The following is a 14,230-nucleotide window of genomic DNA, read 5'->3' as shown; positions in this document are numbered from 1 at the left end:
GCCTCCCGTTATCGTCCGCTGCCGAGCGCCTGCGCGGCCGGCATCGACTCGTACGGCGTCTCGCGCACGGTCGGCTTCGACTCGCGGCGCGCGCGCAGCACGGCGAGCAGCCCGTACACAGCGATCGCCACGACGACGAAGATGAACAGGCCGGCCAGCGCCGCATCGATGTAGTCATTGAAGATGATCCGCTGCATCTGCGCGATCGACTTCGCCGGTGCGAGCACCTTGCCTTCGTCCACCGCGGCCTGCAGCTTCGCGGCGTGCGCGAGGAAGCTGACCTTCGGATTCGAATCGAAAATCTTCTGCCAGCCGGCCGTCAGCGTGCAGATCAGCAGCCACGCGGTCGGCACGATCGTCACCCAGGCGTAGCGCTCACGCTTCATCTTGAACAGCACGACGGTGCCGAGCACCAGCGCGATCGCGGCGAGCATCTGGTTCGAGATGCCGAACAGCGGCCACAGCGTGTTGATGCCGCCGAGCGGATCGACCACGCCCTGGTACAGGAAGTAGCCCCACGCGGCCACGCACAGCGCGGTGGCGACCAGGTTCGCGGGCAGCGACTCGGTGCGCTTGAGCGCCGGATGGAACGTGCCGAGCAGGTCCTGCAGCATGAAGCGGCCCGCGCGCGTGCCGGCGTCGACGGCCGTCAGGATGAACAGCGCCTCGAACAGGATCGCGAAGTGATACCAGAACGCCATCATCGCTTCGCCGCCGATCACCTGGTGCAGGATGTGCGCCATGCCGACGGCCAGCGTCGGTGCGCCGCCCGCGCGCGCGATGATCGTCGTCTCGCCGACGGCCTTCGCGGTCTGCGTCAGCATGTCGGGCGTCAGCACGAAGCCCCACTGCGTGACCGTGTTCGCGACGGCTTCCGGCGTCGAGCCGAGCACGGCCGCCGGCGCGTTCATCGCGAAGTAGATGCCCGGCTCGATCACGCACGCGGCGACGAGCGCCATGATCGCGACGAACGATTCCATCAGCATCGCGCCGTAACCGATGAAGCGCGCGTTGGATTCGTTGTCGATCAGCTTCGGCGTCGTGCCCGACGAGATCAGCGCGTGGAAACCCGACACCGCGCCGCACGCGATCGTGATGAACAGGAACGGGAACAGGTTGCCCGACCACACCGGGCCGGTGCCGTCGACGAACTTCGTCAGCGCGGGCATCTTCAGTTCCGGTGCGACGACCAGGATGCCGATCGCGAGGCCGAGGATCGTGCCGATCTTCAGGAACGTCGACAGGTAGTCGCGCGGCGCGAGCAGCAGCCACACCGGCAGCACCGATGCGACGAAGCCGTAACCGATCAGGATCCACGTGAGCTGCGTGCCGTTGAACGTGAACCACGCGGCGAGCGTCGGCGAATCATGCACGTGCTGGCCGAACGCGATCGATGCCATCAACAGCACGAAGCCGATGATCGACACTTCGCCGATGCGGCCCGGACGGATGTAGCGCGTGTAGACGCCCATGAACAGCGCGATCGGAATCGTCGCGGCGACGGTGAACGTGCCCCACGGCGAATTCGTCAGCGCCTTCACGACGATCAGCGCGAGCACCGCGAGGATGATCACCATGATCAGGAACGCGCCGAACAGCGCGATCACGCCGGGCACCGTGCCGAGCTCCATCTTGACGAGGTCGCCGAGCGAGCGGCCGTCGCGACGCGTCGAGATGAACAGCACGATGAAGTCCTGCACCGCGCCGGCGAACACGACGCCGGCCAGGATCCACAGCATGCCGGGCGTGTAGCCCATCTGCGCGGCGAGCACGGGGCCGACGAGCGGCCCGGCGCCGGCGATCGCGGCGAAGTGATGGCCGAACAGCACGTACTTGTTGGTCGGTACGTAGTCGAGGCCGTCGTTGTACTTGACCGCCGGGGTCATCCGCAGCCCGTCGAGCTGCATGACCTTGCTGGCGATGAAGCGGCTGTAGAAGCGATATGCGATCAGATACACGCAGACTGCGGCGATCACGATCCATAGCGCGCTGACACGTTCGCCGTGCCCAAGTGCGATCGTCCCGAACGCGAATGCGCCGAGCAGCGCGATCGCGATCCAGAGCAGGGTACTGGAAGCCCGATTCATGGCGTCTCCTGGTCTCCAATGTGTTTTTGAGTGGATGCGGCGTGGTGCCGAACCCGCGTGACGTCGATGCGTCGTGCCGCGTCTTGTGAAAGCCGCGGCGGTGGGCCGTAGTATTCCGCGCGATGGGGGCGGCTTACAAGCGCACAACTACGTATGCGGGGCTACGTAGAATTACGTAGACAGGGGGGATGAGGGTGCGCGGCGGTGCTGGATCGCCGCGCGGCACGACGTGACACTCGGCCGGCCCGGCACATCGCGCACCGGGCCGGGCCGCTTGCATCAGTGCTTGTCGTCGACCTTCTTCGGCTTCGGCGGCGACGGCACCTTCGCATACTGGAACGCCGGCGTCGCCTTCAGCGCATCCTTCGTCGCGCCCGGCAGGTAGATGTTGCCGTTGCGCACGTCGAGCGACCCGATCGGCACCGCGACGTCATGCGCGGCCACGCCGAGGAAGCCGCCGGCCGACACGATCGCCGCCGACACCGAGCCGTCCGGCGCGACGATCAGGTCGCGCACCGTGCCGACTTTCTGGTTCGCGTCGTTGTACACGACCTTGCCGAGCACGCTCTTCTTCACGCTCCAGCCTTCGAGCAGCGCCTGCGATTGCTCGACGGTCACGCTGAGCGGCTGCGCGCCGGCGATCTGCGCGTGCGCGCTGACGCTCGATGCGAGGATGGTTGCTGCGATGAGGGTCTTGTAGAACTTCATGTAATTTGCACTCCGGTTCGGTTGTTGTTGATTCCGGGAGCGAAGCGACGCGGGCGCAACGGCTGATCGGTGAGCACCCCGCGCTTCGTCGGTCGCGTGGCGGTCGGCCGCGCCGCCACTGCGTGTGTGCATGACGGACCGGCATGGCCGGGCCGCAGCGTGCAGCACGGCTTCATGGTAGCGACATTCGCCGGATCGTGCGTCCAGCGTGCAACGCGGCAGGCGGAGCGAGCCGGAGCCAGATCAATGACCCTGCGGATAGTTGGTGCGCGCGGCGCGGAAAAAGCGACGTCGCGGCCTGTCGATCAGGAGAACATGGCAAACAGTCAACCGGCGTCACCGGTGCATCGAACTGCGCGGCCGGCGCCACCCCGCCGCCCTGCCCCGCAGCCACGCCGCGTCACGCGTTACGCGAATACACCCGGCGATGCCGCACCGCCTCGGCCAGCACGTCGAGCACCGGCTCGGTCTGAGACCAGCTCAGGCATGCATCGGTGATCGACACGCCGTACTGCAGCGGCACACCCGGCTTCAGGTCCTGACGCCCGGCCTCGAGATGGCTCTCCACCATCACGCCGACGATCCGGTGCTCGCCCTGCCCCAACTGTCGCGCGAGATCCTGCGCGACGTCGATCTGCCGTTCATGCGACTTGTTCGAGTTCGCATGCGAGCAATCGACCATCACCTGCTCGCGCAACCCGCTCTTGCGCAGCACCGCGCAGCTCGCCTCGACATGCTCGGCGTCGTAGTTCGGCCCGTTCTTGCCGCCGCGCAGGATCACGTGCGCGTCGTCGTTGCCGCGCGTCTCGAAGATCGCGGCCATCCCCATCTTCGTCATCCCCATGAACGCGTGGCTCGCGCGCGCGGCGACGATCGCGTCCGACGCCACCTGCACGCCGCCGTCGGTGCCGTTCTTGAAGCCGATCGGGCAGCTCAGCCCCGACGCGAGCTGGCGATGGCTCTGGCTCTCGGTCGTGCGCGCACCGATCGCGCCCCACGCGATCAGGTCGGCAATGTATTGCGGGCTCAACAGGTCGAGGAATTCGGTCGACGCCGGCAGGCCCAGCGCGTTGATGTCGAGCAGCAGCTGCCGCGCGGCGCGCAGCCCTTCGTTGATGCGGAAACTGCCGTCCAGGCGCGGATCGTTGATGTACCCCTTCCAGCCGACCGTCGTGCGCGGCTTCTCGAAGTACACGCGCATCGTGATCAGCAGGTCGTCCTTCAGCGCATCGGCGGCGGCCTTCAGGCGGCGTGCGTAGTCGAGCGCCTGGTCGTGGTCGTGGATCGAGCACGGGCCGACGACGAGCAGCAGCCGGTCGTCGCGGCCGTGCAGGATGTCGCCGATCGCGCGGCGCGTGTCCTCGACGAGCGTCTGCGTGGCGGCCGGCACCGGCAGTTCGTCCTGCAGCAGCGCGGGGGAAATCAGCGGACGCACGGCGCCGATGCGGACGTCGTCGATGCGCGTGGTGTCCTGCGTCGCGTCGGCGCTGCCTACCTCGCGATCGTGGGAAGGATTGTCGAGGTTCTGCATGGGAATTCTCCGGGGGACGTCTGGAATGATTGGCAGCCTCGATTATGGCACTCGCGCAAGGCGGCGCGCCGCTCGCGCAGCACTTCCGCGCGAGCGCGCACCTCGCGACGCGAGCCGGCCGTTCGGCCGAGTGGTCGCACGTCACCGAAGTACCGTACGATCATCGCTGTCCGCTGCCGATTCGGGCCCTCGTTCGACGTAGGCGGCACGACGCCCCATCCGTCCGTGATTGATCGTTCGCAACTTGACCCGACCCGCGAAGATGACCGTATCCGAACTGCTCAGCGCCATCCGCCAGCCCTACGCCGACCTGCTCGCGCAAACGGCGGCGCAACCGGCGGCCGTCGTCGAACCGGCCTACCGTAAAGCCGACGGCACGCTGGCCACCGAAGGCCCGCTCGCGCTGCCATGCCGCGCCGACCTCGTTCACACCGGAGGCGAATCGGCCGGCCAGCCGGCGATGGTCGACTCGACCGCGCAACTGGATTTCGAGCCCTTCGCGTTCGAACTCGAAACGGCGGCCGTGTCGATCCGGCCGTTCGTGTGGGACTGGGTGACGGTCGAAGCCGACGGTCTCGACGAAGCCGCGGCCACCGACGCGTTCAAGGCATGGTTCTTCGCGTGGTTCGACACCGACGACGCGCGCGTGCCGGCCGAGGACGGCCTGCACGGCGTCGTTCACTATCTGTCGGAGCCGGCGCGCACGGAGCACGGATGGCGGGTCAACGCGGATCTCGGTTCGGCGCCGGGCGCGGCCGTGGAAGACCTGCTGTTCCGGCTCGTCGACGCAGGCGCCACGCGAATCAGCATCGGCTGAATCGCCTCTCCCTCACTCACCTGCCAACATGAAAAAAACATTCGCCGCGTTGCTGCTGTGCATCGCATTGCCCGCGTCGGCCGAGGTCAGCACGGAAGTGCTGTGCTTCAGGACGACCGGCGACAAACCCGTGCGATTCGAGCTGCGCACGTATTACGACGACGTGGCCAAGTGGCAAGGCGGCGTCGTCCGGTATGCGAAATCGAAGTCGGCCATTCCGCTGCTGTTCAAGCACGAGGATCACGAAGAACTCGCGGAAGGCCGCCCGTACCAGTACACGACAACGTGGTGGGAAATGGTCGACGGCAAGATCAACGGCGAATATGAAATGATGAGCCAGGGTGCGATCGTCTATTCGATGACGTACACCAATGCGCGTACCGGCAAGAAGACCGATTTCGCGTGGGCGCAGGACGTCGATGCGTCCGCGAAGACGGGGTGCCGCTGGTGATCCGGATCGGGCGGTATCGCGACGCGAGGCTGTCAACCGGCGCGCCCGCTTGCGCGCCGGCGCGAGGTTGACTCGAGCAGCCCGTCAGCCCGCGTCGCCCGGCGCGTCGACGTCGATCCCGAGTTCGGTCGCCATCCGCTGAACGAGCGCGTTCAGCCGCGCCACTTCATCCGCAAGCCGCTTCTGCTCGGCCTTCAGCGCCTCGAACTCGGACGGCGGAACGGAATCCGTGCCGCCACCGGTATCCGGACCGGCGAAGTCGGCGATGTTCACCTCGCCGCACATCAGGTGCATCCAGCGGTTCTCGCGCGCACCGGCCGCACGCGGCAGCCGGATGACGAGCGGCTGCGCACGCGCCGCGAGTTCGTCGAGGAAGGCCTCGACCGACGAGATGTCCGCGAAGCCGTGCAGGCGCGCGCTGTTCAGGCGCAGTTCGGCGGCCGTCTGCGGGCCGCGCAGCAGCAGGATCGTCAGCAGCGCGATCGCCTGGCTCGGGATGCCGAGCACGCGATTCATGTTGTGCTCGAAACGCGGCACGCGGCTGCTGCTGCCCTCCATCACGAGGCTCAGGTGCTTGAGACTGTCGAGCGCGGCCGTGACTTCGTCGTCGCTGACGTTCATCACCGGCGAGCGTGCGGTTTTCTGGTTGCAGCCCGCGGTCAGCGCATTCAGCGACAGCGGATAGGTGTCCGGCACCGTGTGCTGCTTCTCGACGAGCACCCCGAGAATGCGGGCCTCGAGAGGCGTGAGTTCGCGCAGGGCGCGTGGCGTGGGCATATCCGGCGTGGTGTTCATGGATGGCGTCGCAGCGTGCAGCAGGTGAAGGGAAACGTCGCGGCCCGTCCGGCGTCGCGAACGGGCGAGCCATATGATAGCTCGCGACGTGGGGGCCGGCGCCACTTGCCGCCGCGCCGCGCGCACTTGCCGCAGACGGCTTTCGTCCAACGTATCGGGCGTGCGGCGGCGCGCGACGATGCGTGCATTCGGCGCCGCGCATTCACGCCGCGCGGCCGCGCCTGGCATCGCTGCGCGTTTGCGCGTCGTGCAAGCCGGCGCTACGATACGCGTTCAGCCGGAGAGGCGCCGCCGCACGCGGCCGCCTTCGCACGCCACGCCGGCACCGCGCATCGCCCGTCCCCGCACGCCGGGTTGCCGCGCATGCGCGTCACTCGTCAACACGGTTCAACCGTTCACTCGCTCACCACCATGACCACATCCTCTTCAGCGCCGAACGTGCGCGCCATCGTCACCGGACACACGCGCGGCCTCGGCGCGTCGCTCGCGGAACAACTGCTGCAGGAAGGCATCGCCGTGCTCGGCGTGTCGCGCAGCCGTCATCCGTCGCTCGCCACGCAGGCCGGCGACCGATTCGCCGAAATCGAACTCGACCTGTCGGATACGTCGGCCGTCGCGGCGTGGCTGGCCGGCGACACGCTGCGCAGCTTCGTCGACGGCGCGTCGATCGTGCTGCTCTTCAACAACGCGGGCATCGTCGATCCGATCGGGCCGCTCGACGCGCAGGACCCGGCGCTCGTCGCACGCGCGGTCGGCCTGAACGTCGCGGCGCCGCTGATGCTGTCGGCCGCGCTCGTGCAGGCGGTATCGGCGCGAACCGAATGCCGGATCCTGCACGTGTCGAGCGGCGCCGCGCGCAACGCATACGCGGGCTGGAGCGTCTATTGCGCGACCAAGGCCGCGCTCGATCATCACGCACGCGCCGTCGCGCTCGACGCGAACCGCGCGCTGCGGATCTGCAGCGTCGCGCCGGGCGTCGTCGATACGGGGATGCAGGCGACGATCCGCTCGACCGGCGAAGCGAACTTCCCGATGCGCGAGAAATTCGACCAGTTGAAGGCGAGCGGCGCGCTGTCGACGCCCGAGGCCGCCGCGCGGCACCTGATCGGCCATGCGCTGAGCGACGCGTTCGGCGCCGAGCCGACGACCGACGTGCGGAACCTGCCGGCCGGCTGAGCCGCGCACGCGGCGCGTCAGCCTTCGAGCCGCTTCGTCCAGTCTTCGACCTGCCGCTCCGTCCGGCGCTTGTCGAGCATCTTGCGCCAGCCGGGCGGCAATACCGGAACGCCGCACAGCGCATCGAGCGCGGCCATGTCGAGCGTGCGCCGGTACAGCACGTCGAGCACCGTCGACAGCGGCCATTGCGGATACCGGCGCTCGTGCAGCGCCAGCACATCGCCCGGCGCCACCCAGCCTTCGTCCAGCACACGGTAGTACCAGCCGGTCCGGCCGCTTTGCTGCACGAGCGCCGCCATGCGCGGATGGTCGAAGCGCGCATTGAGCTTCCAGCACGGCTGCCGCGACTGCGACACCTGCAGCACGGCGCCGCCCAGCGTGAACACGTCGCCGAGACACACGTCGTGCTCGGTCACGCCGTGCGTCGACAGGTTCTCGCCAAATGCGCCCGGCCGCCCGAGCACGTCGCGCGCCCCGATCTGCTCGGACCACCACGCATAGTGATCGTACGCATAGTGATGGACCGCCTTGTCGGGGCCGCCGTGATGCCGCGCATCGGCCTGCCCGTCGCCCGCAAAGCCGAGCGCGCCGAGCCACAGACGCGCGTCGACCGGCTGCTTGTCGATCGCACTCAGGTGCGGCGTGCCGGCCAGCGGCCGGCTCGTGCCGACCCGCACCGCGGCGATGGCGACCGCGATCGCCGGCCGCGCGTCGCCGCTCATGCCGGCACACCGTCCGGCAGCGCCGCAAGCAGGCGTTCGAGCTCGCGCGTACGCACGTCGCCGAGCGGCAACAACGGCCGCCTCGGGTCGCCCGCGTCGAAGCCGCGCAGCCGCAACCCGGCCTTCACGGTCACCGGCAGGCCGCCGTCGACGATGAACCGCAGCAGCGGCAACTGCGCATGAAAAACCGTCCTGGCGCGCGCCAGGTCGCCCACGCGCATCGCGTCGACCAGCGCAATCGGCAACGCGGCATTCAGGTTCGGCGCGGCCGTGCACCATCCGGCCGCGCCCGCGGCCAGCGCGGCGAGCGCCATCGGATTGCTGCCGTTGTAGAACGGGATCGTCCCGTCGCTCAACTGCGCGAGCCGGTGCATCCGCCCGATGTCGCCGGTGCTCTCCTTGACCATCGTCACGTTGTCGACGGTCCTGCAGATCGTCGCGATCAGGTCGGGCGACATGTCGACGCCGCTCGTCGCGGGTTGTTGTACAGCATGATCGGGATGCCGATGGCGTCGCCGATCGCGCGGTAATGCGCGACGATCTCGTCGTTGCCGAGCTTCCAGTACGACACGGGCAGCACCATCACGGCATCGGCGCCGGCCTGCTCGGCGAAGCGCGCGCGGCGCACCGCACCGGCCGTCGTGAGATCGGAAATGCCAACGACGGTCGGCACGCGCCGGCGCACCGCGCGAATCGACGCGGTGGCGACCGTCTCCCATTCGGCGTCGGACAGGTACGCACTCTCGCCGGTACTGCCTAGCGGCGCGATCGCGTGGACGCCATCGGCGATCAGGCGCTCGATCAGCGCATCGAGCGCCGGCAGGTCGATGCCGCCGTCGGCAGAGAACGGCGTAACCGGATAGGCGATGACGCCTTGCAGCAGGATGGACACGATGTGGATTCCTCAATGATGGATGGACGAGACGGAAGCCATGCGCCCGCTCATGCAATACAGTCCCGATGCGTGCGCAATGCGCGACGCGCGTAGTAATCGAACGTCACGGCATCGCGCTTCGGCTTCGAAATCCAGTCGTGCGCTTCCTGCGCGAGCGCCGGCGGAACCGGCTTGATCTCGCCGGCCGACATCGCCAGCAGTTGCAGCTTCGCGGCCCGCTCGATCAGCAGCGCGAGGATGCAGGCTTCCTCGATCGTCCTGCCGACCACGAGCTGGCCGTGATGCGACAGCAGGATCGCGCGCTTGCCGCCGAGCGCCTTCGAAATGATCTCGCCTTCCTCGTTGCCGACCGGCACGCCGGGCCAGTCCTTCAGGAACGCGCAATCGTCGTACAGCGGGCAGGTGTCCATGTGCGACACGACGAGCGGCTGCTCGAGCATCGACAGCGCCGCGACATGCGCCGGATGGGTATGGATGATGCAGTTCACGTCCGGGCGCTCGCGATAGATCCACGTATGGAACCGGTTGGCCGGGTTCGGAATGCCTTCGCCGTCGACGACGTCGAGATCCTCGTTGACGCGCAGCAGGTTCGCGGCCGAGATCTCGTCGAAGCCGAGCCCCAGCCGCTGCGTGTAGTACGTGCCGGCGTCGCCTCCGCGGCAGGTGATCTGCCCGGCCAGGCCCGAATCGTGACCGGCGTCGAACAGGATCCGGCACGTGAGCGCGAGCTTTTGCCGCGCGGACCAGCCGCTGTCGCCCACCTCGTTCTCGAGACGCCGCTCCGCCAGCGCGACCAGCGCCTCCTTCGTCAAATTCAGCGTTTCCGCCATGTTCACCTCCTGAATGGATCGGATCTGCCGCGCCGTCCGCGGCCGTGTCCGTGGACACGCAAGACACACGATACACCACAGGACACTTTGTGTCATGCGTTACAATCGATTTTTCGAAGAACACCCGGCGCCCCATGACGATTCGCCTGAAGCTGCTCAGAAAACAGAAGGGCTGGACGCTCGATGTGCTGGCCGACGAGACCGGCCTGACCAAGAGCTACCTGTCGAAAGTCGAGCGCGGCCTGAGCGTGCCGTCGATCGCGGTCGCGCTGAAGCTGTCGAAGGCGCTGAACATCGACGTCGAGCAGCTGTTCTCGGAAAGCCACAACCGCGAGCTGATCACGGTCACGCGCGCCGGCGAGCGCACGGCGATGGGTGCGACGGCCGACAGCCACGCGCACCGCTTCGAAAGCATCGCGGCCGGCGTCGCGCCGAAGAAGATGCTGCCGTTCGTCGTGCATCCGCCGCACGAATTCGTCGCGTCGACGTTCCGCGAGCACGAAGGCGAGGAATTCCTGTTCGTGCACAAGGGGCGCGTCGAAATCGAATTCCCGAACGAGACGGTGCAACTCAAGACCGGCGATTCAGTCTATTTCAACGCACTCATCCCGCACCGCACGCGCAGCCTCGGCGCCGCGCAGGCGGAGATCCTGGTCATCGTCAGTCACGACGACTAGCCTCGTCACTTCTTCGCGCAAGGATCTTCCGATGGTCACCAAGGCCACCGCACCGTTCCAGCAGATCAAGACGCTCGTTCGCCAGAATGTCGATGCGGGCGACTGGCGCCCGGGCGACCGCATTCCGTCCGAACTCGATCTCGCCGCGCAATTCGGCGTCGCGCGCATGACGGTCAACCGCGCGCTGCGCGAGCTGACCGAGGAAGGCGTGCTGAAGCGCATCGCGGGCGTCGGCACCTTCGTCGCCGAAGTCAAGCCGCAGTCGAACCTGCTGATGATCGCGCACATCCGCGACGAGATCCGCGCGCGTGGACACGAATATCGCTGCCGCGTGCTCAGCCAGTCGCGCGAGCCCGCGTCGTTCGACGTCGCGGCCGCGTTCGGGCTGGCGGTCAACACACCGGTCTTTCACGTGGTGTGCGTGCACGAGGAAAACGGCCGCCCGATCCAGCTCGAGGATCGCTACGTGAATCCGGCCGCCGCGCCCGAATTCATCGATCAGGACTTCCAGGCCGAGCCGCCGTCCGAATACCTGTTCAACAACGTGTCGCACTACGAACTGGAGATCGAGCACGTCGTCGACGCGGCGCTGCCGACGAGCGAACAGGCGCGGCTGCTCGACATGCGCGCCGACGAACCGTGTCTCACCCTCACCCGCCGCACCTGGACGAACGGGCTGCCCGTCACGTTCGTACACTTCCTGCATCCGGGCAACCGCTACCGGCTCGGCTCACGCTTCAAGCCGGGCGCCGGACGTCACCAGACCTGAACCTGCTTCGGCACCTGAAAACGACCACGCGCGGCGACCGCTTCATCGCGAAACGGCCGCCGCGCGTGTGACGTCGCTCGATGTCGTCGATATTCGCCGCTCAGATCGTCCCGACCTGCCCCGCGTCGCGCGTCCACACGACCGGAAACAGCGGATGCTCGAGCGGCACGCCCTCCGGCAGTTCGTCGGCCAGCCCCGGGAAATCGGGCGACGTCTTCCAGCGGCGCGGCGCGTGACGGATGTCGTCGCCGACGAAGCGGATCGAGAACGCGCGCCGGCGGTTCTGCGTACCGCCCGACGCATGCAGCGTCAGCATCCGGAAGCACACCATGTCGCCGGGCTCGAGCGCCCAGTGGCGAATCGGGAATGCCGAGCGGTCGGCCTCGATGTCGGGCAGGTCGGCGAGGCTGCCTTCGGGGAACCACTTCGCCTCCTTGTCCATGAACGTGCGCGGCATCAGCCATGGCCCCTGGTGCGAACCCGCGACGAATTCCAGCGTCGATTCGAGCGGCACCGGGTCGACCGGAATCCACATGCTGACGTTGTCGTCGCCTTCGATGTTGTAGTACGGCTGGTCCTGGTGCCACGGCGTGCGCTGCCGCGTGCCGGGCTCCTTCACGAGCAGATGGTCGTGATGCAGGCGAACAGTCTTCGTGCCCATTAGCGCGGCGGCCACCGACGGCGCGGGCGACCGCACGATGAAGTCGCGGTATGCATCGTTGTGCCGCCAGTTGCAGAAGTCCTCGAAGAACCAGCCCGGATCGTCGGGTCGGCTCGCGACCTTCGCACGCTCGCTCGGCTGCGCGAGGTTCGCGTCGATGCCGGCGCGCAGCGCGGCCACTTCGTCGGGCGAGAAAATGCCCTTGATGCACACCGCGCCTTCGTCGCGGAAGGCGGCGATCAGTTCGGACGTCACGGCTTTCGCGACGCGGTCCTGGATACTCGTCATGGCTTGCCTGTCGATTGAATGAAGCACGGGATCACGGGGGGCATGGGGTCACGGCGCGCTGGTCAACTGCTGCTTCGCCCCGTAGATGTCGAAGTCGAAGTATTTCGCGGCGATCTTCTGGTACGTGCCGTTCGCGCGGATCGCGGCGATCGCGTCGTTCAGCCGCTTCTTCATGTCGGCGTCGCCCTTGCGCACGCCCATCGCGACGCCGTAGCCGGTGATGCGCGCGTCGGTCACGTCGGGGCCCGCGAACGCGTAGCCCTTGCCGCGCGGCGTCTTCAGGAACGAATAGCCGGCCTGCGTCTTGTCCTGGAAGGTCGCGTCGAGACGGCCATTCACCAGATCCTGATACACCTGGTCCTGGTTCTGGTACGACACGATCGTCACGCCCTTGGTCGCCCATTCGGCCTTCGCGTACGCCTCCTGCGTCGTGCCCTGATCGATCCCGATGCGCTTGCCGGCGAGCGACGCCGCGGTCGGCAGCAGCTTCGAGCCGGCCGGCGCGACGAGCGCACCCGGCGACGCGTACAGCTTGTTCGAGAAGTCGATCTGCTTGAGCCGCTCGTCGGTGGCCGTCATCGCGGACATGATCACGTCGAACTTGCGCGCGCGCAGCGCCGGAATCATCCCGTCGAAGCCCTGCTCGACCCACACGCACTTCGCGCGCAGCTGCTCGCAGATCGCATTGCGCAGGTCGATGTCGAAGCCGGCGAGCGAGCCGTCGGGCTGCTTCGCCTCGAACGGCGGATAGGTGGGATCGATGCCCCAGCGAATCGTTGCCGTGTCCTGCGCGAACGAGACGAGCGGCGCGAACGCCAGCGCGGAAACGATCAGCTTTGCAGTGCGGTTCATGGTGTGTCCTTGTGGTCTCGACGCGGCGGGCAAGCGCCGGGCGTCCGTTGGGGAGCGTCGTGCCGGCAGGCCCGGCGCGGTACGCGAAAGACTGGGACTTCGATGAAACTGCGATGCAGTCTAGACCGCTCAATTTTTGAGCGCAAGCGGGGAGAGCGGGTTGGCGGAGGCTCCAGGGTTAAATCAGGACGAAGGGCTGGATTGATGATCGAGAAATAGCCGAATTCGCGGGATTTTCCTTGTGTTTCTAGTGTTTACCCGGCGTGATGTTTGGCTGCCACAGAACGAGTTTTCGCGGATATCCGCCGGAGGCGAATGTCTATACAGCGCGGTTCATCGAGACATTTTTCACCTGCGCCGCCCATGCACCCTATACCGCACCACCAACCATGGGTGGCGACGAGCCTCGTCGAGATGTAAGATATACTTTACATTCACGCGCGATAAACCTGCGTCCGGAGGTCAACATGCAACTCTATGAAATCGGCCAGGCCGTTGCAAAACGGAGGGCCGAACTCGACCTCACACAGGCCCAGCTTGCGAAACTCGCCGGATTGTCTCGCCTCACGGTGAACCAGCTTGAAACCGGCAAGATCAAGGATCTTGGCGTCAACAAGCTGATCCCGCTGCTCGGCGTGCTCGGCATCGAACTCCAGGCACAGCCAAGGCCGGCCCAAAGCGGCCTCTACAAGGCGGTTGTGAGCTCAAACGTCAGCTATAGAGGTGAATTGACCGAGCGACTGCTGGCCGACGCGTTGACCACGGGACAGATTCCCGCAGGATACGAATCGCAGATCTCCGTGATCCTCGACGAAGTGCCGTTGCCGGTGGTGGTGAAGGCCGCCGAAGAAGCTGCCGCACGCTCCGGCACGCCGCTTCGCGCCATCTGGAAGAACCTTGCCGCATGGTCGAAGGATCTTCATCTGTACCGGGAGGTATGGGCATGATTGCACCAGCCGCTTTGCCCGACG

14 protein-coding genes and 1 pseudogene are annotated in these 14,230 nt (G+C 67.0%); 6 read left to right on the top strand and 9 right to left on the bottom strand.

What is annotated here, in order from left to right:
- Nucleotides 1-8 precede the first annotated feature (8 nt).
- The 3 genes from ACVK00_RS05790 to ACVK00_RS05780 all read right to left on the bottom strand — a co-directional run bounded on the left by ACVK00_RS05790 (nt 9) and on the right by ACVK00_RS05780 (nt 4,326).
- Complete coding sequence (locus ACVK00_RS05790) at nt 9-2,087, bottom strand: carbon starvation CstA family protein (RefSeq protein ID WP_284893297.1); 2,079 nt, start codon at nt 2,085-2,087, stop codon at nt 9-11.
- A 279-nt stretch (nt 2,088-2,366) separates the two neighbouring features.
- Nucleotides 2,367-2,795, bottom strand: a complete 429-nt coding sequence (locus tag ACVK00_RS05785) for a PRC-barrel domain-containing protein (RefSeq protein WP_228908616.1) — start codon at nt 2,793-2,795, stop codon at nt 2,367-2,369.
- Nucleotides 2,796-3,195: 400 nt separating this feature from the next.
- Nucleotides 3,196-4,326, bottom strand: a complete 1,131-nt coding sequence (locus tag ACVK00_RS05780) for a 3-deoxy-7-phosphoheptulonate synthase (protein WP_012367089.1) — start codon at nt 4,324-4,326, stop codon at nt 3,196-3,198.
- Nucleotides 4,327-4,588: 262 nt separating this feature from the next.
- Here ACVK00_RS05780 and ACVK00_RS05775 point away from each other — a divergent pair, with 262 nt between their 5' ends.
- Together ACVK00_RS05775 and ACVK00_RS05770 are read left to right on the top strand one after the other, a co-directional pair.
- Nucleotides 4,589-5,143, top strand: a complete 555-nt coding sequence (locus ACVK00_RS05775) for a hypothetical protein (RefSeq protein ID WP_284893290.1) — start codon at nt 4,589-4,591, stop codon at nt 5,141-5,143.
- 28 nt (nt 5,144-5,171) lie between these two features.
- Nucleotides 5,172-5,594, top strand: coding sequence for a hypothetical protein (locus ACVK00_RS05770; protein WP_284893287.1), 423 nt, complete (start codon nt 5,172-5,174; stop codon nt 5,592-5,594).
- 84 nt (nt 5,595-5,678) lie between these two features.
- On the opposite strand, the gene ACVK00_RS05765 is transcribed toward ACVK00_RS05770, so the two are convergent.
- A complete protein-coding gene (locus tag ACVK00_RS05765) occupies nt 5,679-6,389 on the bottom strand; it encodes a YceH family protein (RefSeq protein ID WP_228908618.1) in 711 nt (236 codons plus the stop codon).
- Nucleotides 6,390-6,800: 411 nt separating this feature from the next.
- Between ACVK00_RS05765 and ACVK00_RS05760 the strand changes: the two genes are divergently transcribed.
- Entirely contained in the window at nt 6,801-7,565 is a 765-nt protein-coding gene (locus tag ACVK00_RS05760; RefSeq protein ID WP_284893284.1) for an SDR family oxidoreductase, read from the top strand.
- Nucleotides 7,566-7,582: 17 nt separating this feature from the next.
- Here the strand turns inward: ACVK00_RS05760 and ACVK00_RS05755 are convergent, their stop codons facing one another.
- The 3 genes and pseudogenes from ACVK00_RS05755 to ACVK00_RS05745 form a co-directional block, all read right to left on the bottom strand.
- Nucleotides 7,583-8,287, bottom strand: a complete 705-nt coding sequence (locus ACVK00_RS05755) for an MOSC domain-containing protein (protein WP_284893281.1) — start codon at nt 8,285-8,287, stop codon at nt 7,583-7,585.
- Nucleotides 8,284-9,179, bottom strand: a pseudogene (locus tag ACVK00_RS05750) (dihydrodipicolinate synthase family protein). The gene ACVK00_RS05755 and the pseudogene ACVK00_RS05750 overlap by 4 nt, the downstream one beginning before the upstream one ends.
- A gap of 50 nt (nt 9,180-9,229) precedes the next feature.
- Nucleotides 9,230-10,012: an aldolase gene (locus tag ACVK00_RS05745; RefSeq protein WP_284893278.1), complete on the bottom strand. Its 783-nt coding sequence runs from the start codon at nt 10,010-10,012 to the stop codon at nt 9,230-9,232.
- Between the two features lie 134 nt (nt 10,013-10,146).
- On the opposite strand from ACVK00_RS05745, the gene ACVK00_RS05740 reads away from it, so the two are divergent.
- Both ACVK00_RS05740 and hutC read left to right on the top strand, forming a co-directional pair.
- On the top strand, nt 10,147-10,689 hold the full coding sequence (locus ACVK00_RS05740) for a helix-turn-helix domain-containing protein (protein WP_228908623.1): 543 nt from the start codon (nt 10,147-10,149) through the stop codon (nt 10,687-10,689).
- Between the two features lie 31 nt (nt 10,690-10,720).
- Complete coding sequence (gene hutC, locus ACVK00_RS05735; RefSeq protein ID WP_165754016.1) at nt 10,721-11,458, top strand: histidine utilization repressor; 738 nt, start codon at nt 10,721-10,723, stop codon at nt 11,456-11,458.
- A gap of 100 nt (nt 11,459-11,558) precedes the next feature.
- Here the strand turns inward: hutC and ACVK00_RS05730 are convergent, their stop codons facing one another.
- Nucleotides 11,559-12,407, bottom strand: coding sequence for a phytanoyl-CoA dioxygenase family protein (locus tag ACVK00_RS05730; RefSeq protein ID WP_284893274.1), 849 nt, complete (start codon nt 12,405-12,407; stop codon nt 11,559-11,561).
- Nucleotides 12,408-12,455: 48 nt separating this feature from the next.
- On the bottom strand, nt 12,456-13,259 hold the full coding sequence (locus ACVK00_RS05725) for an ABC transporter substrate-binding protein (protein ID WP_284893271.1): 804 nt from the start codon (nt 13,257-13,259) through the stop codon (nt 12,456-12,458).
- 467 nt (nt 13,260-13,726) lie between these two features.
- On the opposite strand from ACVK00_RS05725, the gene ACVK00_RS05720 reads away from it, so the two are divergent.
- A complete protein-coding gene (locus ACVK00_RS05720; RefSeq protein ID WP_165754018.1) occupies nt 13,727-14,206 on the top strand; it encodes a helix-turn-helix domain-containing protein in 480 nt (159 codons plus the stop codon).
- Nucleotides 14,207-14,230: the final 24 nt, after the last annotated feature.

This window comes from Burkholderia sp. PvR073 (genome assembly GCF_054055695.1).
This window is presented reverse-complemented; position numbering and strand designations above follow the sequence as displayed.

What these genes read in the sequence shown, in the direction of transcription:
- ACVK00_RS05790 (WP_284893297.1), bottom strand. Translation starts at nt 2,087, where the DNA reads ATGAATCGGGCTTCCAGTACCCTGCTCTGGATCGCGATCGCGCTGCTC.
- hutC (WP_165754016.1), top strand. Translation starts at nt 10,721, where the DNA reads ATGGTCACCAAGGCCACCGCACCGTTCCAGCAGATCAAGACGCTCGTT.
- ACVK00_RS05730 (WP_284893274.1), bottom strand. Translation starts at nt 12,407, where the DNA reads ATGACGAGTATCCAGGACCGCGTCGCGAAAGCCGTGACGTCCGAACTG.
- ACVK00_RS05765 (WP_228908618.1), bottom strand. Translation starts at nt 6,389, where the DNA reads ATGAACACCACGCCGGATATGCCCACGCCACGCGCCCTGCGCGAACTC.
- ACVK00_RS05775 (WP_284893290.1), top strand. Translation starts at nt 4,589, where the DNA reads ATGACCGTATCCGAACTGCTCAGCGCCATCCGCCAGCCCTACGCCGAC.
- ACVK00_RS05745 (WP_284893278.1), bottom strand. Translation starts at nt 10,012, where the DNA reads ATGGCGGAAACGCTGAATTTGACGAAGGAGGCGCTGGTCGCGCTGGCG.
- ACVK00_RS05725 (WP_284893271.1), bottom strand. Translation starts at nt 13,259, where the DNA reads ATGAACCGCACTGCAAAGCTGATCGTTTCCGCGCTGGCGTTCGCGCCG.
- ACVK00_RS05780 (WP_012367089.1), bottom strand. Translation starts at nt 4,326, where the DNA reads ATGCAGAACCTCGACAATCCTTCCCACGATCGCGAGGTAGGCAGCGCC.
- ACVK00_RS05720 (WP_165754018.1), top strand. Translation starts at nt 13,727, where the DNA reads ATGCAACTCTATGAAATCGGCCAGGCCGTTGCAAAACGGAGGGCCGAA.
- ACVK00_RS05760 (WP_284893284.1), top strand. Translation starts at nt 6,801, where the DNA reads ATGACCACATCCTCTTCAGCGCCGAACGTGCGCGCCATCGTCACCGGA.
- ACVK00_RS05740 (WP_228908623.1), top strand. Translation starts at nt 10,147, where the DNA reads ATGACGATTCGCCTGAAGCTGCTCAGAAAACAGAAGGGCTGGACGCTC.
- ACVK00_RS05755 (WP_284893281.1), bottom strand. Translation starts at nt 8,287, where the DNA reads ATGAGCGGCGACGCGCGGCCGGCGATCGCGGTCGCCATCGCCGCGGTG.
- ACVK00_RS05770 (WP_284893287.1), top strand. Translation starts at nt 5,172, where the DNA reads ATGAAAAAAACATTCGCCGCGTTGCTGCTGTGCATCGCATTGCCCGCG.
- ACVK00_RS05785 (WP_228908616.1), bottom strand. Translation starts at nt 2,795, where the DNA reads ATGAAGTTCTACAAGACCCTCATCGCAGCAACCATCCTCGCATCGAGC.